This window comes from Streptomyces luomodiensis (assembly GCF_031679605.1).
GTDB lineage: Bacteria > Actinomycetota > Actinomycetes > Streptomycetales > Streptomycetaceae > Streptomyces > Streptomyces luomodiensis.
The window spans coordinates 3,395,723-3,414,020 of the sequence record NZ_CP117522.1 but is presented as its reverse complement, the minus strand read 5'-3'; the positions used below and the strand labels follow the sequence as shown (position 1 = coordinate 3,414,020).

The following is an 18,298-nucleotide window of genomic DNA, read 5'->3' as shown; positions in this document are numbered from 1 at the left end:
CAACGGGCGGTAGGCGCGGTCCGGCCGGGGGTACGGGGGCTCGCGGCGCTGGTATCCGCAGCCCTCGGGGCCGAGGTCGCGGCCCGTCGCCGAGTCGCCGTTGGCCCACCGCGGCGCCCGTGATCCCATGGTGAGCCGGTGCGGAGGGCATGACACGATGTGACCATGTCCTCCGCGCTGACCGGTCTTTTCCGCTACCCGATCGTGCAGGCGCCGATGGCGGGCGGAGCTTCCTGCCCGCACCTTGCCGCCACTGTCTCCGGGGCCGGTGGTCTCGGTTTCCTCGCCGCCGGCTACAAGACGCCGGAGGCGATGCACGAAGAGATCGAACAGGTGCGGGGGCTGACCGACCGGCCCTTCGGCGTCAATCTGTTCATGCCCCAGCCGGCCAACGCCGACCCGGCCGCCGTCGCGGCCTACCGGGAGCGGCTCACGGGTGAGGCGGCCCGGTACGAGACCTCGCTGGGCGATCCGGACACGGGCTCGGACGACGCGTACGACGCCAAGCTCGCCGTACTCCTCGACCATCCGGTTCCGGTCGTCTCCTTCACCTTCGGCTGTCCGACCCGCGCGGTCCTCGACGCCCTCGCCAAGGTCGGCACCCGCACGGTCGTGACCGTCACCTCGCCCGTCGAGGCGCAGACCGCCCAGTGGGCGGGCGCCGACGCGGTCTGCGTGCAGGGTGTGGAGGCCGGCGGCCACCAGGGCTCGTACAGCGATGACCCGGCCGCCGACGGGACGGGCGCCGGACTCGGGCTGCTGTCCCTGATCACCCTGGTCCGTGAGTACGTCCAGGTCCCGATCATCGCGGCGGGCGGGATGATGCGCGGTTCGCAGATCGCCGCGGCGCTGGCCGCGGGCGCGGCCGCGGGCCAGATGGGGACCGCGTTCCTGGTGTGCCCCGAGTCCGGGGCGAACACCCTGCACAAGCGGGCGATGACGGATCCGCTGTTCGGCCGGACCGAGCTGACCCGCGCCTTCTCCGGCCGCCCGGCCCGGGGCCTGGTCAACCGCTTCCTGCGCGAGCACGGCCCGCACGCGCCCGCCGCCTACCCTCAGCTGCACCACATGACTGCCGGCCTCCGTAAGGCGGCCGCCGAGGCGGGCGATCCGCAGGGCATGGCCCTGTGGGCCGGGCAGGGACACCGGCTGGCGCGTGAGCTGCCCGCCGCGCGGCTGGTGGAGACGCTCGCGGTGGAACTCGACGCGGCGCGGGCCGCGTTGGGGCTTCAGCCGCAGCGGGGTGTGGTGTCATGACCGCCCCTGTGTTCGTGGCCGACTCCCTGGCGGGGGCGGCCCCGGGAGCCCGGGTCTGGCTGGAGGGCCCCGAAGGGCGCCATGCGGTGTCCGTAAGGCGGCTGCGCGTCGGTGAGCCCGTGGTGCTGACGGACGGCCGCGGTACGGGCGTCCAGGGCACCGTGGCGGCCGTCGAGGGCAAGGACCGGCTCCAGGTCGCGGTGGACGAGGTGCGCCAGGAGAGGGCCCCCACCCCTCGGATCACCGTCGTCCAGGCGCTGCCCAAGGGCGACCGGGGCGAGCTGGCGGTGGAGACCATGACGGAGACGGGCGTGGACGCCGTCGTTCCGTGGTCGGCCGCCCGCTGCGTCACCCAGTGGAAGGGCGAACGTGGCCTCAAGGCGCTCGGCAAGTGGCGGTCGAGCGCGCGCGAGGCGGGCAAGCAGTCCCGTCGGCTGACCTTCCCCGAGGTCATGGACGCGATGACGACCAAGCAGGTGGCCGGGCTGCTCGCCGGGGCCGATTTCGCGGCGGTGCTCCACGAGGAGGGCAGCGAACCGCTGGCCACCGCCCCACTGCCGACCAGTGGTGAGATCGTGCTGGTCGTCGGGCCGGAAGGGGGCGTGTCCGGCGAGGAGTTGGCGGCATTCGCCGAGGCGGGCGCGCGGCCGTACCGGCTGGGTCCGAGCGTGCTGCGCACCTCCACGGCCGGGACGGCCGCCGCCGCGCTGCTGCTGGGCCGCACCGGCCGCTGGAGCTGAGCGAACCCGGCTGGTCTGAGCGAGCCCGGCTGGTCTGAGCGCTCGCCCGGCCGCCTGCTCGCCCGGCCGCCCGCTCGGGCGGTAGCCCGTACCTCACGGCACTCTCCGTACGCGTCCTGGTTGACCCGCGGCACGGCGGGGACCCGGTGGTGTCCGGCGATGCCGGTTCCGGCCGCGGAGGCGCGTATCGGAGGGGCGTATGGCACGACGTCATCGTCTGATCAAGACCAGCCCGCAGACCGTGTGGGCCGTCCTCGCGGACGGCAGCCGGTACGGCGAGTGGGTGGTGGGGACCTCGACGTCCCAGCCGGTACGGGGCGACTGGCCGGGGAAGGACTCGGTCATCGACTACGAGGTACGGCTGGGCCCGCTTCGGCTCACCAACGAGACCGTCGTACGGCGCTGCGAAGAGGGAGCCGCGGTGGAGCTCGAGGCCCATGCGGGCTTCCTGGGCACGGCGCGGATCGCCATCGAGCTGCGGCCCTGGGGCGAGCACTGCCTGGTGATCGTGGACGAGCATCCGCTCCAGGGGGCGGGCGGTGTGCTCCACAACATGGGCATGGAGGCGCTGATCCAGCTGCGGCACCGGACGATGCTCGCCCGGCTGGCCAAGGTGTGCGAGGTCGAAGCCGCCGGGCGCGGGACCGGCCCCGCCCCGCATCCGGCCGGCCGGCTCCCCGGGACGGGAGGCGGCCGTGGCTGACGCGGTGGTGATCGGGGCCGGACCCAACGGACTGGTGGCGGCCAATGTGCTGGCCGACGCGGGCTGGAGCGTGGAGGTGCTGGAGGAGCAGCCGGAACCCGGCGGGGCCGTGCGCCACGACAGCGGCGTCGATCCCGACTTCGTCCACGACGTCTTCAGCTCCTTCTATCCGCTCGCCGCCGCGTCCCCCGTCATGGCCGGGCTCCGGCTGGAGGAGCACGGACTGCGGTGGAGCCATGCGCCGCATGTGCTGGCCCACCCCTTGGGCGACGGCAGGTGCGTGGTGCTCGACCGCGCGATCGACATCACGGCCGACTCCCTCGATGCCTTCGCGGCGGGGGACGGGGTCGCCTGGCGCCGGTTGCACGAGATGTGGGACGGTCTCCGGCCGGATGTGCTGGACGCCCTGTTCACCCCGTTTCCCCCGGTCAGGGCGGTGGCCCGGCTCTTCGTCCGGCTGCGGGGCGCGGGCGGGCTGCGGATGGCCCGCACCATGGTGCTGCCGGTGCGGCGCCTGGCGGAGGAGGAATTCCGCGGCGAGGGCGGCGGGCTCCTCCTGGCGGGCAACGCTCTGCACGCCGACCTCGCTCCGGAGGCCGCGGGCAGCGGCGGATTCGGGTGGCTGATGTCCATGCTCGGCCAGACCTACGGCTTTCCGGTGCCGGTCGGCGGCTCGGGCGCCCTGGTCGCGGCCCTGGTCCAGCGGCTGCGGACGCGCGGTGGGGTGCTGCGCTGCGGACAGCGCGTCGACCGGGTGATCGTCCGTGCCGGACGGGCCAGGGGGGTGGGTACGGCCGGCGGCGAGACGGTGACCGCACGGCGTGCCGTGCTCGCGGACGTATCCGTGCCGGTCCTGTACGGCGAGCTCGTCGACGCCGAGCACCTGCCGTCCCCGCTCCTGTCCGACCTGCGCCGCTTCCAGTGGGACTTCGCCACCTTCAAGGTGGACTGGGCACTCGGCGGACCGGTGCCGTGGCAGGCCGAGGGGGCGGCGCGGGCCGGCACCGTCCACCTGGCCGACGGTCTGGACGAGCTCACCCGGTTCGCGGCCCAGATCGCCATGCGCCAGGTCCCCGACCGCCCCTTCGCGCTGTTCGGCCAGATGACGACCGCGGACCCGGCGCGCTCGCCCCGGGGCACCGAGTCGGCCTGGGCCTACACCCACGTGCCCCACCGGATAGCGGCCGACGCGGCGGAGGAGGGCCTGACCGGCGCCTGGGACACCAGGGAGCAGGAGATCATGGCCGACCGGGTGGAACGTCAGGTCGAACGGTTCGCGCCAGGCTTCCGGTCCCTGATCCGCTCCCGGCGCATCCTGGCCCCGCCCACGCTCCAGTCGCTCGACAGCAACCTGTTCGGTGGTGCCCTCAACGGCGGCACCACCAACCTCCACCAGCAGCTCGTCTTCCGTCCGCTGCCCGGGACCGGGCGGCCGGAGACACCGGTGGGCGGCCTCTTCCTCGCCTCCGCCGGCGCCCATCCGGGCGGCGGAGTCCACGGCGCTCCGGGCGCCAACGCCGCACGTGCCGCACTGCGCCGGCACCGGCCGCCGGGCCTGGCACGGGCCCAGCGCCTGCTCGCCCGGCGCGACCGGCTCGGCAGGCGACCACCGCCCGGTGGCTGAGCCGCGGGCCGGCGACGCGCCAATCAAGCCGACTGAGCCGAGGAATCGGCGACGTGCCATCAAGCCGACCGCATGTCGAAAGCCTGGCGACGTGCCATCAAGCCGACTGCGCCGGGGACCGGTGACGAAGGGACGGACCATGAGAGACAGTCCGCTCGAGGACCGGACCGTGGTGGTGACGGGAGCCGCCCGCGGGCTGGGCGCGGCACTGGCGCGCGAGCTCGCACGACGCGGCGCCCGGACGGCACTTCTCGGCCATGAGAAGCGGGCGCTGGACGAGGTGGCCGCCTCGTTGCCGACCGCCGCGCTGGCCCTCGAGGTCGATGTCACCGACGTCACCGCCCTGGAGAGCGCGGCCCGGGAGGTCCGCGGACACCTGGGCCGCCCGTCGGTCGTGGTCGCCAACGCGGGGGTCGCGGTGGCCGGGCTGCTGGCCGCATCGGATCCGGCCGTCTGGCGTCGGGTGATCGATGTGAACCTCAGCGCGAGCGCCCTTACGGCACACACCTTCCTCCCGGACCTCATGGCCTCCGCCGGCTATTTCCTCCAGATCGGATCGCTGGCGTCGTTCGGCGCCGCGCCCACGATGAGCGCCTACTGCGCGTCGAAGGCGGGTGTGGAGGCGTTCGCCCACTCGCTCCGAGCCGAAGTGGCACACCACGGCGTCGCGGTCGGCATCGCCTACCTCAACTGGGTCGACACCGACATGATCGGTGACGACGACTCAGCCGAGGCGCTGCGTGCGCTGCGCTCCCATATGCCGCCACCGGTCCGTCGCGTCTCCGAGGTGGACGCGGTCGCCATCCGGCTGGCGCGCGCCGTGGAGCGGCGCCGCACCGCGCTCTACGTGCCCACATGGCTCCGCCTCGCCCAAGTGGCACGGGCCGCGCTGCCGCCCGTCGTGCTGCGCGTGTCCCGCCGCGCGCTGCCCCGCATCGAGGCCGAGCGGCCGTTGCGCCCCACCGGCCTGCTGGGCGCGGGCGGACGAGCCGACGAATGTGTGGGCGGACGAGCCGACGAACGGCCCGGAGAGCCATAGCCCCGGCCCCTGCCGTCCGTACGGGCGCGCGAGCCGCCCGGCCGGCTGCCCGAAGGCGGTTTCCAGCTGGCCGATGACCGTCTTCCGGTTCGTGGCGACCAATGGGAATCTGTCCCCCATGGGGGTATTCAGCCGAGTGGAGCGGGGGCGGGCGGCTTTGGCCGTCGTGGCGGTCGGCGCGGCGGCGGTCGCGGTGACGGGGTGCGAGCCGGCCGAGGGCGGCCTCAGCTCCGTGACGATCGCGATCACCACGGACAAGGTTGCCTCACACGCGCTGGAGCGGGGCGGTGTCGGCGTCCGCTGGATGAGCTGCAACGCCGAGTTCAGGAAGGGCCGTACGGTCGGCGCCTCGCCCGCGCGCGAGAGCGAGCGGACACGCGCGAGTGACTCCCCGCGCGAGACCGAGCGGGCCCAGGAGACCGACGCGCGGGTGGACTGCCGCGGCAGGACCGACAGCGACAAGGACATCAGGGTCAGCGGCCGGGTCACCTACGTACGGGAGAACCACTGCGTCCGGGGCGACTTGACCGGCGAGGTGGACGGCCGGAAGGTCTTCCAGGCGAACGTGATCGGGGAGTGCCAGGGCCGCGCCCTTGACACCGCAAGCCCCCGCCCGACTTTCAGCCACCCACGGGAGCACCGGACCACCGAGAGCGCCACCGGTCCTGCCGCTCCTGAGCGCACCGCCGCCCCGAGCGTGACGGAGCGCGGCGCCGCCCCGAGCGTCACGGAGCGCACCGCCGCTCCGGACCCCACCGAGAGCGGCGCCGCTCCGGGCGGCACCGGCAGCGGCACGGCCCCGGACCGTACCGTGATCGGTGCCGCCCAGGGCGGATAGGGCGCGAGCGCGACCGTCGGCAGGGCCTCCCGGTACCATCCGGACCGTACGTGCCGACGATCCGTAAGGAGCCACCGGTGGCGGGAGAACCGCAGACCGACTGCCTGTTCTGCAAGATTGTCTCGGGGGAGGTGCCGGCCACCGTCGTCCGCGAGACGGACACCACCGTCGCTTTCCGCGACATAAACCCCCAGGCGCCCACCCACGTCTTGGTGATCCCCAAGGCGCACTACCCGGACGCGGCCTCCCTCGCCGCCGCCGACCCGCGGATCACCGCGGATGTGCTGCGCGAGGCGGGCGCGGTCGCCGCCGATGAGAAGATCGACGGCACCGGCTACCGCGTGGTGTTCAACACCGGCTCCGGCGCCGGCCAGACCGTCTTCCACGCCCATGCCCACGTCCTGGGCGGCCGTGGGCTCAACTGGCCCCCCGGATAACCCTTGTCCGCACGGGAACTGATCGTCCTCGGCACCGCCAGCCAGGTGCCGACCCGGCACCGCAACCACAACGGCTATCTGCTGCGCTGGGACGGCGAGGGCCTGCTCTTCGACCCCGGCGAGGGCACCCAGCGCCAGATGCTGAGGGCCGGGGTCGCCGCCCATGACATCGACCGGATCTGTGTCACGCACTTCCACGGGGACCACTCCCTGGGGCTGGCCGGGGTGATCCAGCGGATCAACCTCGACCGGGTGCCGCACCGGGTGACCGCCCACTACCCGGCCGAGGGCCGGCGGTTCTTCGAGCGGCTGCGGTACGCGACCGCCTACCGCGAGACGGTGGCGCTGGCCGAGGAGCCGGTCGCCGGTGACGGCGGGGTGCTCGCCCGCACCCCCGGGTACACGCTGGAGGCGGCCAGGCTCTCGCACCCCGTCGAGTCGTACGGCTACCGGCTGGTCGAACCGGACGGCCGCAGGATGCTGCCCGAGCGGCTGGCCGCGCTCGGTATCCGGGGCCCGGAGATCGGCCGGCTCCAGCGGGAGCGGGTGCTGGAGCACGAGGGGCGTACGGTCGCGATCGAGGAGGTCAGCGAGGTGCGCCGGGGGCAGCGCTTCGCGTTCATCATGGACACCCGGCTGTGCGAGGGCGCCTACGCGCTGGCCCAGGGGTGCGATCTGCTGGTCATCGAGTCGACCTTCCTGGACGAGGACGAGGCGCTGGCCGTCGAGTACGGGCATCTGACCGCCGGGCAGGCGGCCCGGGTCGCGGCCGGGGCGGGGGTGCGGCATCTGGTGCTGACGCACTTCTCGCAGCGCTACGGCGATCCGGCCGACTTCGAGCGCCAGGCGCGGGCCGCGGGGTTCGAGGGGGAGCTCACGGTGGCCCGGGACCTGATGACCGTGGCGCTGCCCAAACGGCGCTGAGGCGGCCGGTTGTCCGTGCCATCGTGCACACTGGCCGCACCCGTATCCGACGACGGAGCGGACCGGTCAGACCTGGGAGAGCGCGGTGACGACACACGACGGAGACAAGCTCGCGGCGGGCTGCCCGCTGCTCGACCCGCTCGCGGCCGTGCGCCGGCCCGGTGACCCGGAGTGCGACGTCTATCTGACCGGCACCGTCTTCCTCGACATCATCTTCACCGGCCTGGACACCGCCCCCGTCCGCGGCACCGAGTCCTGGGCCCGCGGCATGGGCTCCAGCCCCGGCGGTGTCGCCAACATGGCCACCGCCCTGGCCCGGCTCGGCCTGCGCACCTCGCTCGCCGCCGCCTTCGGCGACGACCACTACGGGGACTACTGCCGCGACGCCCTGGACCGGGGCGAGGGCATCGATCTGTCGCCGTCCCGCACGATCCCCGGCTGGCACTCCCCGGTGACGGTCTCCATGGCCTACGAGGGCGAGCGGACCATGGTCTCCCACGGCCACGAGGCCCCGCCGCCCGAGGAGCCCGCGCCCAGCTGCCCGCCCCCGGCCCGCGCCGCCGTGGCCTCCCTGGTGCCCGGCCGCCGCCAGGAGTGGGTCGCCGAGGCCGCCCGCCGCGGCAGCAGGGTCTTCGCGGACGTCGGCTGGGACGACACCGGCCGCTGGGACCCGGCCGACCTGGCCGAGCTGGAGCACTGCGAGGCGTTCCTGCCCAACGCCGAGGAGGCGATGCGCTACACCCGCACCGACTGCCCGCGCGCCGCCGCGCGGGCCCTCGCCGACCTGGTCCCGCTCGCCGTCGTCACCCTCGGCTCCGAGGGGGCGTACGCGGTCGACGGCGGCACCGGCGAGACCGCCGAGGTGCCCGCGATCGCCGTGGAGGCCCTGGACCCCACCGGCGCCGGGGATGTGTTCGTCGCCGGTTTCGTCACCGGCACGCTCGCCGGCTGGCCGCTCGCCGACCGGCTGGCCTTCGCCGGGCTGACCGCGGCGCTGTCGGTGCAGGAGTTCGGCGGGTCGCTGTCCGCGCCCGGCTGGGTCGAGATCGCCGCCTGGTGGCAGCACGCCCGCGCCTACGACGACCAGCCCGCCCGCGCGCTGCGCCGCTATGCCTTCCTCGACCGTCTGCTCCCGGCCGTCGCCCGCCCCTGGCCGCTGCGCCGGGCCGTCCCGACGATCGGTTTCCGCCAGGCGTAGGACCGGGCCCGCACCCGGGGCAGCCGGGGCGCGTGGTGTGCGTGCGGCGTGGGTGTGGAGTAAAAGGCTCGGGTCTTGTCGGTGCTCCGTCGTACTCTGGAAGCCGGGGTTGTCGAGCGGCGGGAACCCTTGTCACAGGAGGTAGAAGCAGGCCCGAGAGCCAGCCCATGACGCAACCAACCACAGCACCGCAGGCGCATGCGCAGTTCACGGTCCCGAACAAGCACCCCATGGTCATGGTCCTGGGATCCGGTGACGCGTTGCTGCGTGTGATCGAGAACGCGTTCCCGGCGACCGATATCCACGTACGGGGCAACGAAGTCAGCGCCACCGGGGACCCGAAGGAAGTCGCCCTGGTCCAGCGTCTGTTCGACGAGATGATGCTGGTGCTCCGCACCGGTCAACCGATGACGGAGGATGCGGTGGAGCGCTCGATCTCCATGCTGCGCGCGGCCGAGAACGGCGAGAACGGAGTGGCGGAGACACCCGCCGAGGTGCTCACCCAGAACATCCTCTCCAACCGCGGCCGCACCATCCGTCCCAAGACGCTCAACCAGAAGCGCTATGTCGACGCCATCGACAAGCACACGGTCGTCTTCGGCATCGGCCCCGCCGGCACCGGCAAGACCTACCTGGCCATGGCCAAGGCGGTCCAGGCCCTGCAGTCCAAGCAGGTCAACCGGATCATCCTCACCCGGCCCGCGGTCGAGGCGGGGGAGCGGCTCGGTTTCCTTCCCGGCACCCTCTACGAGAAGATCGACCCGTATCTGCGGCCGCTGTACGACGCGCTGCACGACATGCTCGACCCCGACTCCATCCCGCGCCTGATGGCCGCGGGCACGATCGAGGTCGCGCCGCTGGCGTACATGCGCGGCCGGACGCTCAACGACGCGTTCATCATCCTCGACGAGGCGCAGAACACGAACCCCGAGCAGATGAAGATGTTCCTCACCCGGCTCGGCTTCGACTCCAAGGTAGTGATCACGGGCGATATCACCCAGATCGACCTCCCGGGCGGGACCAAGAGCGGTCTGCGCCAGGTGCGGGAGATCCTGGAGGGCGTCGAGGACGTGCACTTCTCCATGCTCACCAGCACCGACGTGGTCCGTCACAAGCTGGTCGGCCGTATCGTCGACGCGTACGACCAGTACGACAGCCGCAACGGAAAGTAACCCAAAACGCTCATGGCGATCGACGTCAACAACGAGTCCGGTACCGATATCGACGAGCGGGCGGTGCTCGACGTCGCCCGTTACGCACTCGCCCGGATGCGTATCCACCCGCTCTCCGAGCTCTCGGTGATCGTCGTCGACGCCGACGCCATGGAGCAGCTGCACATCCAGTGGATGGACCTGCCGGGGCCCACCGATGTCATGTCCTTCCCGATGGACGAGCTGCGTCCGCCGGCCAAGGACGACGAGGAGCCCCCGCAGGGCCTCCTCGGGGACATCGTGCTCTGCCCTGAAGTGGCCAAGCGGCAGGGGGAGGAGGCGCCGACCGGGCACTCCATGGACGAGGAGCTCCAGCTGCTCACCGTCCACGGCGTCCTCCACCTCCTCGGCTACGACCACGAGGAGGCGGACGAGCGGGCCGAGATGTTCGGCCTCCAGGCCGCCATCATCGACGGCTGGCGTGCGGAGCAGGGCCTGACCGGCCCCTCCCCGGCCCCCACCGTCCGATGACCGCGCAGCTCGTCACCGCGGCCGTCCTGCTGGTCGTGGTGGCCTGGCTGGCGGCCTGCGCCGAGGCCGGTCTCGCCCGCACCACCCGGTTCCGCGCCGAGGAGGCCGTGCGCTCCGGGCGGCGGGGCAGCGCCAAGCTGATGCTCGTCGCCGCGGACCCCACCCGCTATCTCAATGTGGCGCTGCTGGTCCGGGTGGCCTGCGAGATGGCGGCGGGCGCCGTCGTCACCTATGCGTGTCTGCACCAGTTCGACGAGACCTGGAAGGCGCTGACCGTCGCGATCGGCGTGATGGTCCTGGTGTCGTACGTGGCCGTGGGCGTCTCCCCGCGCACCATCGGCGCCCAGCACCCGCTCAACACCGCGACGGCCGCCGCCTATGCGCTGATCCCGCTGGCCCGGGTCATGGGCCCCATCCCGCCGCTGCTGATCCTCCTCGGCAACGCGCTCACGCCCGGCAAGGGCTTCCGCAAGGGCCCGTTCGCCTCCGAGGCCGAGCTGCGCGCCCTGGTGGACCTCGCCGAGCAGGAGTCGCTGATCGAGGACGAGGAGCGGCGCATGGTCCACTCCGTCTTCGAGCTCGGCGACACCCTGGTGCGCGAGGTGATGGTGCCGCGCACCGACCTCGTGGTCATCGAGCGCTACAAGACCATCCGGCAGGCCCTCACCCTCGCACTGCGCTCCGGCTTCTCCCGCATCCCGGTCACCGGGGAGAACGAGGACGACGTGGTCGGGATCGTCTACCTCAAGGACCTGGTCCGCAAGACGCATATCAACCGCGAGGCCGAGTCCGAGCTGGTCTCCACCGCGATGCGGCCCGCCGCCTTCGTCCCGGACACCAAGAACGCGGGCGATCTGCTGCGCGAGATGCAGCGGGAGCGCAATCACGTCGCCGTCGTGATCGACGAGTACGGCGGCACGGCCGGCATCGTCACCATCGAGGACATCCTCGAGGAGATCGTCGGCGAGATCACCGACGAGTACGACCGCGAGCTGCCGCCCATCGAGGACCTCGGCGACGGCAGCCACCGGGTGACCGCCCGGCTCGCCCTCGGCGACCTGGGCGAGCTGTACGGCACCGACCTGGAGGACGAGGACGTCGAGACGGTGGGCGGGCTGCTCGCCAAGGCGCTGGGCCGGGTGCCGATCGCGGGCGCCAAGGCCGAGGTCGACGTCCCCGAGGGCGGCACCGACCCCGCCCTGAAGGCGCTGCGGCTGACCGCCGAATCCCCGGCGGGCCGCCGCAACCGCATCGTCACGGTGCTGGTCGAGCCGGTCCGCGAGGTCGCCGCGGCGGAGTCGGAGAGCTAGGCCCCGCCGGGCGGGGCCGAGTCGGGGAGCCCGGACCCCTGCCCGCCGCGGCCGAGTCGAGAGAGCTGAGCGGCGGTCCGGCGGGCCGCCGGACCGCCGCTCAGCCCGCCACGGCCCCGCCCCCTCTTGAGGGGCGGGGCCGCGGGCGTCTTCTACGGGGCCGGACCGGATCGGCATGCCGTACGTCGCTCGGTCTGCCGCGTCCCCCACGCGCTCTCCCGTGCGCCTGGGCGCGGCGTTCGCCGCGGCCGATGCGCGTCCGTGCGCCCGCGCATCGGCAACGCGCGGGCCGCGCTGCGCCATCCGAGTGGAAACGCCGTCCCCTCCCTGGCCCATCCGGCGTAGCAGCCCGCTTACTTGCAGATACCGACTGGTGGGTCGCCCATACCTCTGTCGGGGGACGGTCGGCCTGTCCGCTTGACGTAGACAGGCCGACCGTATGGGCACCCCCGCGCAGAGGCCATGGCTCCGCGCAGCCCGCGCCGCGCGGAGCCGGGCGGCTCATCCCCTGCGAGCAGGAAAGGGTGGCCGCTTCCATGTCCACCACCACGGTGACCTCCACACCAAACCCCTCGGTCTTCGGTCAGTCCGTCACTTACACCGCCACCGTCACCGGCATCACCGCCGGATCCCCTCCGTTCGGAGACGTGACCTTCATCCTCGCCGGTGGCCCGACCATCGGCCCCGTGACGCTCACCCCCACCGGGCCCGACTCCGGCACGGCCAGCGTGACCGACTCGTCCCTCGCCGTCGGCTCCCATCTGGTCACGGCGAACTTCGCCAACTCCACCGACCCGACCGACAATTCGTCCGGCACGACCATCCAGCTGGTCAACCTGGCCGCGACCAGCACCACCGTCACCTTCGTCCCGCCCGCGCCCGTCTGCGGGGAGACCGTGACGCTGACCGCCCATGTGGCGGCGGTGCCCCCGGGCAGTGGTACCCCCACCGGTACGGTCACCTTCATCATCAGCGCCGACGGGCCCACGGTGAACGGAACCCTCGACGGCTCCGGGAACGCCTCCGTCACCGTGCCGGCCCTGAGCGTGGGCACCCACCAGGTCGCCGCGTTCTACAACGGCGACACCAACTTCGCCGCGTCCAACTCGCCCCTGACCCCGCTCACCGTCAACCCGGCGTCCTCGACCACGACGCTCACGGTGTCCCCCGCCTCGCCGGTCTGCGGTGAGCCGGTGACCCTGTGCGCGCAGGTGGCGGTCGTGGCGCCCGGCACCTGTACCCCGACGGGCACGGTGACCTTCTCGGTGGCGGGCGGGCCGACGCTCACGGGCACACTCGACGCGACCGGCCAGGCATGCGTGACGACCAACGCCATCCCGGTGGGGACGCATGCCGTGACGGCCACCTACGGCGGCAATGGGGACGTCGCGGGCTCCTCCGGCGCCGGAACGGTCACGGTCGGCCAGGGGGCGTCGACCACATCGGTCACGGTGTCGCCCGCCGCCCCGGTGTGCGGCGAGGCCGTCACCATCTGCGCACAGGTCACGGTGGTGCCGCCGAGCACCTGTACGCCCACGGGCACGGTGACCTTCACGATCACCGGTGGCCCGACCCTGACCGGCACGCTCGACGCGACGGGCCAGGCATGTGTGACCACCAACGCGCTGACGGCGGGGTCGTACACCGTGACGGCCACGTACGGGGGCAGCACGGACGTCGCGGGCTCCAGCGGTTCGGCGCCGATCACCGTGGGCCAGGGCACGTCGGCCACCTCGGTGAGCGTCTCGCCCAGCCCCTCCGTCTGCGGCGAGCCGGTGACCATCTGCGCGAACGTGACCGTCGCGCCGCCCAGCACCTGCACGCCCACCGGGAACGTGACGTTCGCGATCGCGGGTGGTCCGACGTTGACCGGGACGTTGAACGCCAGTGGTCAGGCGTGCGTGACCACCAGCGCCATCCCGGTCGGCACGCACATCGTGACCGTCACCTACGCGGGCGACGGGGATGTCACCGGCTCGACGGTGACCACGCCGATCACGGTGAATCAGGCGTCCTCCCTGACCACGCTGACCATCACGCCCGCCGCTCCGGTGTGCGGACAGGCGGTCACCCTGTGCGCGCAGGTGACCACGGTGGCGCCGGGGACCTGTGCTCCGACCGGGACGGTGACGTTCGCGATCGCGGGTGGTCCGACGTTGACCGGGACGTTGAACGCCAGTGGTCAGGCGTGTGTGACGACCAGTGCCATTCCGGTGGGGACGCACGCGGTGACGGCCACCTACGCGGGCAACACCGGTGTCGCGGGCTCGAACGCATCCGGTTCCGTCACGGTGGGCCAGGGCACCTCCACCACCACGCTGAGCTTCTTGCCCAGCTCTCCGGTGTGCGGCCAACCGGTGACCTTGTGCGCTCAGGTGACGGTCGCGTCGCCCAGTACCTGTGCTCCGACCGGGACGGTGACGTTCGCGATCGCGGGTGGTCCGACGTTGACCGGGACGTTGAACGCGAGTGGTCAGGCGTGTGTGACGACCAGTGCCATTCCGGTGGGGACGCACGCGGTGACGGCCACCTACGCGGGCAACACCGGTGTCGCGGGCTCGTCGGCCTCCGGCACCATCACCGTCGGCCAGGCCGCGTCCACGACCACGCTGACCATCACGCCCGCCGCTCCGGTGTGTGGCCAGCCGGTGACGTTGTGCGCTCAGGTGGCCACGACGTCGCCCGGCACCTGTGCGCCGACCGGGACGGTGACGTTCGCGATCGCGGGTGGTCCGACGTTGACCGGGACGTTGAACGCGAGTGGTCAGGCGTGTGTGACGACCAGTGCCATTCCGGTGGGGACGCACGCGGTGACGGCCACCTACGCGGGCAACACCGGTGTCGGGGGCTCGTCGGCCTCCGGATCGGTCACCGTCGGCCAGGCCAACACCATGACCACGCTCACCTCCTCGCCGAACCCGTCCACCCCCGGCCAGACCGTGACCTTCACCGCCACCGTGACCGCGGTGCCGCCGGCGACGGGCACCCCGACCGGAACCGTCACGTTCGTGATCAGCGGTGGCCCCACCCTCACCGGCACGCTCAACGCCTTGGGACAGGCCAGCGTCAGCACCAACATCCTCACCGCCGGACCGCACACGGTCATCGCCGCTTACGGCGGCGACGGCTGCTTCAACGGCTCGACCTCGCCGACGCTCACCCAGAACGTGGTCGCGGCGCCGACCGGGACCACCGTGACCGCCAACCCGGCCACCATCCGGCTGCGGTTCAACGGCACGCTGGTCATCCCGACCATGAGCGCGACGCTGAGGGACGCGTCGAACAACCCGATCCCAGGTCAGACCCTCACCTTCGTCGCCAACTCCGTACTGGGCCCGATCCCGCTGGGCAGCGCGGTCACCAACGCCAGTGGCACGGCGACGCTCAGCAACGTCACCGTGTCCCCGACCGTCCTCACCGCCTCGACGTACACCGCCTCCTTCGCCGGTGCCCCGGGCCTGAGCCCGTCGTCGGGGTCGGCCTCGCTGACCTTCCAGCCCGTACCGCCGCTCCCGTAAGGCCCGAACCCGCACGCCCGCGCCGGACCGCCGCACGGCGGTCCGGCGCGCCCCGCATATGCTCATCCGCATGAGCGAAGCAGCGCAGCTGGACCCCGAAGACCGCAAGATCATCACGCTGGCCCGCTCCGCGCGGGCCCGCAACTCCGTGGCGGAGGGCGCCGCCGTCCGCGATGAGACGGGGCGTACGTATGTCGCCGGCACCGTAGCCCTCGACTCGCTGAAGCTGAGCGCGCTGCGGACCGCCGTCGCCATGGCCGTGGCGAGCGGCGCCACCTCCCTGGAGGCCGCGGCCGTGGTGAGCGAGAGCGAGAGCGTGTCCGAGGAGGACCGCGCGGCCGTACGGGACCTCGGCGGGACCGGGACCCCGGTGCTGCTGGCGGGCCCCGACGGCACCCCGCGGGCCACACTGCCGGCCTGACCCGTCGCCAACCACCGCCACCCGGCCGCCCCCCAACGCCGTCGGCGGTCGCACGAGGCAGGGGCGGCTGGTCGGAGCCGGTCGGGGCATCGGGGAGAATGGGGACCATGACTGCCCGTACCTCCCCGTCCCCGACCGAGCAGCGGGAGACCCCGCACCGCTCGGGCTTCGCCTGCTTCGTCGGCCGCCCCAACGCGGGCAAGTCGACCCTGACCAACGCGCTGGTGGGGACGAAGGTCGCGATCACCTCCAACCGCCCGCAGACCACCCGCCACACCGTCCGCGGCATCGTGCACCGCCCCGACGCCCAGCTGGTGCTCGTCGACACCCCCGGTCTGCACAAGCCGCGCACCCTGCTCGGCGAGCGGCTCAACGACGTGGTGCGCACCACCTGGGCCGAGGTCGACGTCATCGGCTTCTGCCTGCCCGCCGACCAGAAGCTGGGCCCCGGCGACCGCTACATCGCCACCGAACTCGCGGGGATCAAGAAGACCCCCAAGGTCGCGATCGTCACCAAGACCGATCTGGTCGAGTCCGAGCAGCTGGCCCAGCAACTGCTCGCCATCGACCGGCTCGGCAAGGAGCTGGGCATCGAGTGGGCCGAGATCGTGCCGGTCTCGGCCGTCGGGGATCGGCAAGTGGATCTGCTGGCGGATCTCCTGGTCCCGCTGCTGCCCGAGGGACCGACGCTCTACGCCGAAGGCGACCTCACCGATGAGCCCGAGCAGGTCATGGTGGCCGAGCTGATCCGGGAGGCCGCGCTGGAGGGCGTACGGGACGAGCTGCCGCACTCCATCGCGGTGGTCGTGGAGGAGATGCTGCCCCGCGAGGGCCGCCCCGCGGACCGGCCGCTCCTCGACGTCCACGCCAACCTGTACATCGAGCGGCCCAGCCAGAAGGGCATCATCATCGGGCCGAAGGGGCGCCGCCTGAAAGAGGTCGGCACCAAGTCCCGCAAACACATTGAGGCGCTGCTGGGGACGCCGGTTTTTCTGGATCTTCATGTGAAGGTGGCGAAGGATTGGCAGCGTGATCCGAAGCAGTTGCGGAAGCTGGGGTTCTGAGGCCGGCCCTGACCGCCGGCCGGAGGCCGGCGCGTTCTGAGGCGGGCCGGGTGGTCCTTACGCCCCCTCCTTCAGCACCGTTCGGATCAGCTCCCGCTGGGCGTCGCTCAAGTGGGGGTCCGCGGCGTGGACGGTGCGGCCGTCGATGGTGATCTCGTACTGGAAGCCGTCGGGGACGCCGCGGGTGGCCGTGGTGTGGCCGGCCTCGACGGCCTGGTGGGCCAGGGCGTCCAGATGGGTGGCGTCGGGCCGGCCGGTGGTGTCCAGCTCGGCCCGGCGCTCGATGCCGGCGAATCCGCCGGTGCGGATGACGGAGATGCGCATGGCTCCATCACTACCCGATGGCGTGCCCTAGCGCGCGCCCACGCGGCTCCGCAGATCGGTGATGCCCACTTCCGCCCATGCCTCCCGCACCGCCGCCTGCTCCTCGCCCTCGCCGTAGCGGGCCTGTGCCGCGGCCACCGTGAGCTGGGCGAAGTCGGCGAACTGCGCGTCGAAGGCCAGCTCGCCGCCGGTCAGCACGTCGTACCAGATCTGCCCGGCGCGCTCCCAGGCGTTGCCGCCCAGGGCGGTGGCGGCCAGGTAGAAGGCGTGGTTGGGGATGCCGGAGTTGATGTGGACGCCGCCGTTGTCGCGTGAGGTGCGGACGTAGTCGTCCATCGTGCCCGGCTGCGGGTCCTTGCCCAGCACGTCGTCGTCGTACGCCGTGCCCGGGGCCTTCAGCGAGCGCAGGGCCACTCCGGTGACCCGCTCCGCCAGCAGCCCCGCGCCGATCAGCCAGTCGGCCTGCTCGGCGCTGTGGCCGAGGGCGTGCTGCTTGACGAGTGAGCCGAACACATCGGACATCGACTCGTTGAGCGCCCCGGACTGGCCGAAGTACTCGAGGTTGGCGGTGTACTGCGTGACGCCGTGGGTGAGCTCGTGGGCCATGACGTCGATCGGGATGGTGAAGTCCAGGAAGACCTCGCCGTCCCCGTCGCCGAAGACCATCTGCTCGCCGTCCCAGAAGGCGTTGTTGTAGTCGTCGCTGTAGTGGACGCTCGCGTTCAGCGGCAGCCCGGAGCCGTCGATCGAGTGCCGGCCGTACGCCTTCAGGAAGAGCTCGAAGGTCGCGCCGAGCCCGTCGTAGGCGCGGTTGACCGAGGCGTCCGCGCCCGCCTGGTCGCCCTCGCCGCGCACCTTCCGCCCCGGCAGCGAGGTCGTGTGCTGGGCGTCGTAGATGGTGCGCCGGGGCTGGTCGGAGGGCTCGGCCGGTGGGGCGGCGGCGACGACCCCGCGGACGGTGGTGATCCGGCGGCGGGTGCGCTCCAGGGCGTCCCGCTCCAGGGTGCGGCGGGCGGGCTCGGCCAGTGCGGGGTCGTCGGCGTGGGCCAGCTTGTCGAGGACATGCGGCGGCACGATCGTGCAGAAGGCGGCGGTGCGGCGGTCACCGGGGGCAGCGGTCCGGCGGTGACCGCGGGCGTTGGCGTTGGCGTCCATGGCGTCCATGGCTGGCAATGTCGCACCGCGTGGTGCCCGTGTCACGCCTTGCGGCCATGATTGC

Annotated in this window: 17 protein-coding genes; 15 read left to right on the top strand and 2 right to left on the bottom strand. The window is 72.7% G+C overall.

The features are described from left to right. Positions 1–165: 165 nt before the first annotated feature. From PS467_RS14805 to era, 15 genes are all read left to right on the top strand, one after another. Positions 166–1,257 carry a nitronate monooxygenase gene (locus PS467_RS14805; protein WP_311035681.1) on the top strand — a complete coding sequence of 364 codons (1,092 nt, stop codon included), beginning with the start codon at positions 166–168 and terminating at the stop codon, positions 1,255–1,257. Then, positions 1,254–1,997 carry a 16S rRNA (uracil(1498)-N(3))-methyltransferase gene (locus tag PS467_RS14800; protein ID WP_311035680.1) on the top strand — a complete coding sequence of 248 codons (744 nt, stop codon included), beginning with the start codon at positions 1,254–1,256 and terminating at the stop codon, positions 1,995–1,997. Before PS467_RS14805 ends, PS467_RS14800 begins: the two co-directional genes overlap by 4 nt. Positions 1,998–2,196: 199 nt before the next feature. Beyond that, a complete protein-coding gene (locus tag PS467_RS14795; RefSeq protein ID WP_311035679.1) occupies positions 2,197–2,700 on the top strand; it encodes an SRPBCC family protein in 504 nt (167 codons plus the stop codon). Then, positions 2,693–4,324: a phytoene desaturase family protein gene (locus tag PS467_RS14790; RefSeq protein ID WP_311035678.1), complete on the top strand. Its 1,632-nt coding sequence runs from the start codon at positions 2,693–2,695 to the stop codon at positions 4,322–4,324. Before PS467_RS14795 ends, PS467_RS14790 begins: the two co-directional genes overlap by 8 nt. A gap of 139 nt (positions 4,325–4,463) precedes the next feature. Then, positions 4,464–5,363: a short-chain dehydrogenase/reductase gene (locus PS467_RS14785; RefSeq protein ID WP_311035677.1), complete on the top strand. Its 900-nt coding sequence runs from the start codon at positions 4,464–4,466 to the stop codon at positions 5,361–5,363. Positions 5,364–5,481: 118 nt separating this feature from the next. Continuing rightward, positions 5,482–6,201, top strand: a complete 720-nt coding sequence (locus PS467_RS14780) for a hypothetical protein (RefSeq protein ID WP_311035676.1) — start codon at positions 5,482–5,484, stop codon at positions 6,199–6,201. A 77-nt stretch (positions 6,202–6,278) separates the two neighbouring features. Beyond that, positions 6,279–6,638 carry a histidine triad nucleotide-binding protein gene (locus tag PS467_RS14775; protein WP_311035675.1) on the top strand — a complete coding sequence of 120 codons (360 nt, stop codon included), beginning with the start codon at positions 6,279–6,281 and terminating at the stop codon, positions 6,636–6,638. 3 nt (positions 6,639–6,641) lie between these two features. Continuing rightward, complete coding sequence (locus PS467_RS14770; RefSeq protein WP_311035674.1) at positions 6,642–7,562, top strand: ribonuclease Z; 921 nt, start codon at positions 6,642–6,644, stop codon at positions 7,560–7,562. Between the two features lie 85 nt (positions 7,563–7,647). Next, entirely contained in the window at positions 7,648–8,760 is a 1,113-nt protein-coding gene (locus PS467_RS14765; RefSeq protein WP_268971966.1) for a carbohydrate kinase family protein, read from the top strand. 167 nt (positions 8,761–8,927) lie between these two features. Continuing rightward, complete coding sequence (locus PS467_RS14760) at positions 8,928–9,932, top strand: PhoH family protein (protein ID WP_268971965.1); 1,005 nt, start codon at positions 8,928–8,930, stop codon at positions 9,930–9,932. 12 nt (positions 9,933–9,944) lie between these two features. Beyond that, on the top strand, positions 9,945–10,442 hold the full coding sequence (gene ybeY / locus PS467_RS14755) for an rRNA maturation RNase YbeY (RefSeq protein WP_268971964.1): 498 nt from the start codon (positions 9,945–9,947) through the stop codon (positions 10,440–10,442). Next, positions 10,439–11,752 carry a hemolysin family protein gene (locus tag PS467_RS14750; RefSeq protein ID WP_268971963.1) on the top strand — a complete coding sequence of 438 codons (1,314 nt, stop codon included), beginning with the start codon at positions 10,439–10,441 and terminating at the stop codon, positions 11,750–11,752. Before ybeY ends, PS467_RS14750 begins: the two co-directional genes overlap by 4 nt. Positions 11,753–12,288: 536 nt before the next feature. Beyond that, entirely contained in the window at positions 12,289–15,270 is a 2,982-nt protein-coding gene (locus PS467_RS14745) for a beta strand repeat-containing protein (protein WP_311035673.1), read from the top strand. Positions 15,271–15,340: 70 nt separating this feature from the next. Continuing rightward, positions 15,341–15,691 carry a cytidine deaminase-like protein gene (locus tag PS467_RS14740; RefSeq protein WP_311035672.1) on the top strand — a complete coding sequence of 117 codons (351 nt, stop codon included), beginning with the start codon at positions 15,341–15,343 and terminating at the stop codon, positions 15,689–15,691. Positions 15,692–15,798: 107 nt separating this feature from the next. Next, on the top strand, positions 15,799–16,755 hold the full coding sequence (gene era, locus PS467_RS14735; protein ID WP_268971960.1) for a GTPase Era: 957 nt from the start codon (positions 15,799–15,801) through the stop codon (positions 16,753–16,755). A gap of 57 nt (positions 16,756–16,812) precedes the next feature. Here the strand turns inward: era and PS467_RS14730 are convergent, their stop codons facing one another. Then, on the bottom strand, positions 16,813–17,079 hold the full coding sequence (locus PS467_RS14730) for a protealysin inhibitor emfourin (protein WP_268971959.1): 267 nt from the start codon (positions 17,077–17,079) through the stop codon (positions 16,813–16,815). A 27-nt stretch (positions 17,080–17,106) separates the two neighbouring features. Next, a complete protein-coding gene (locus PS467_RS14725) occupies positions 17,107–18,234 on the bottom strand; it encodes a M4 family metallopeptidase (protein ID WP_311039856.1) in 1,128 nt (375 codons plus the stop codon). Positions 18,235–18,298 lie beyond the last annotated feature (64 nt).

Excerpts from the sequence above, each read along its gene's own strand:
- ybeY (WP_268971964.1), top strand. The coding sequence starts at position 9,945 with ATGGCGATCGACGTCAACAACGAGTCCGGTACCGATATCGACGAGCGG.
- PS467_RS14760 (WP_268971965.1), top strand. The coding sequence starts at position 8,928 with ATGACGCAACCAACCACAGCACCGCAGGCGCATGCGCAGTTCACGGTC.
- PS467_RS14740 (WP_311035672.1), top strand. The coding sequence starts at position 15,341 with ATGAGCGAAGCAGCGCAGCTGGACCCCGAAGACCGCAAGATCATCACG.
- PS467_RS14730 (WP_268971959.1), bottom strand. The coding sequence starts at position 17,079 with ATGCGCATCTCCGTCATCCGCACCGGCGGATTCGCCGGCATCGAGCGC.
- PS467_RS14725 (WP_311039856.1), bottom strand. The coding sequence starts at position 18,234 with ATGGACGCCAACGCCAACGCCCGCGGTCACCGCCGGACCGCTGCCCCC.
- PS467_RS14805 (WP_311035681.1), top strand. The coding sequence starts at position 166 with ATGTCCTCCGCGCTGACCGGTCTTTTCCGCTACCCGATCGTGCAGGCG.
- PS467_RS14750 (WP_268971963.1), top strand. The coding sequence starts at position 10,439 with ATGACCGCGCAGCTCGTCACCGCGGCCGTCCTGCTGGTCGTGGTGGCC.
- PS467_RS14800 (WP_311035680.1), top strand. The coding sequence starts at position 1,254 with ATGACCGCCCCTGTGTTCGTGGCCGACTCCCTGGCGGGGGCGGCCCCG.
- PS467_RS14745 (WP_311035673.1), top strand. The coding sequence starts at position 12,289 with ATGTCCACCACCACGGTGACCTCCACACCAAACCCCTCGGTCTTCGGT.
- era (WP_268971960.1), top strand. The coding sequence starts at position 15,799 with ATGACTGCCCGTACCTCCCCGTCCCCGACCGAGCAGCGGGAGACCCCG.
- PS467_RS14780 (WP_311035676.1), top strand. The coding sequence starts at position 5,482 with ATGGGGGTATTCAGCCGAGTGGAGCGGGGGCGGGCGGCTTTGGCCGTC.
- PS467_RS14795 (WP_311035679.1), top strand. The coding sequence starts at position 2,197 with ATGGCACGACGTCATCGTCTGATCAAGACCAGCCCGCAGACCGTGTGG.
- PS467_RS14785 (WP_311035677.1), top strand. The coding sequence starts at position 4,464 with ATGAGAGACAGTCCGCTCGAGGACCGGACCGTGGTGGTGACGGGAGCC.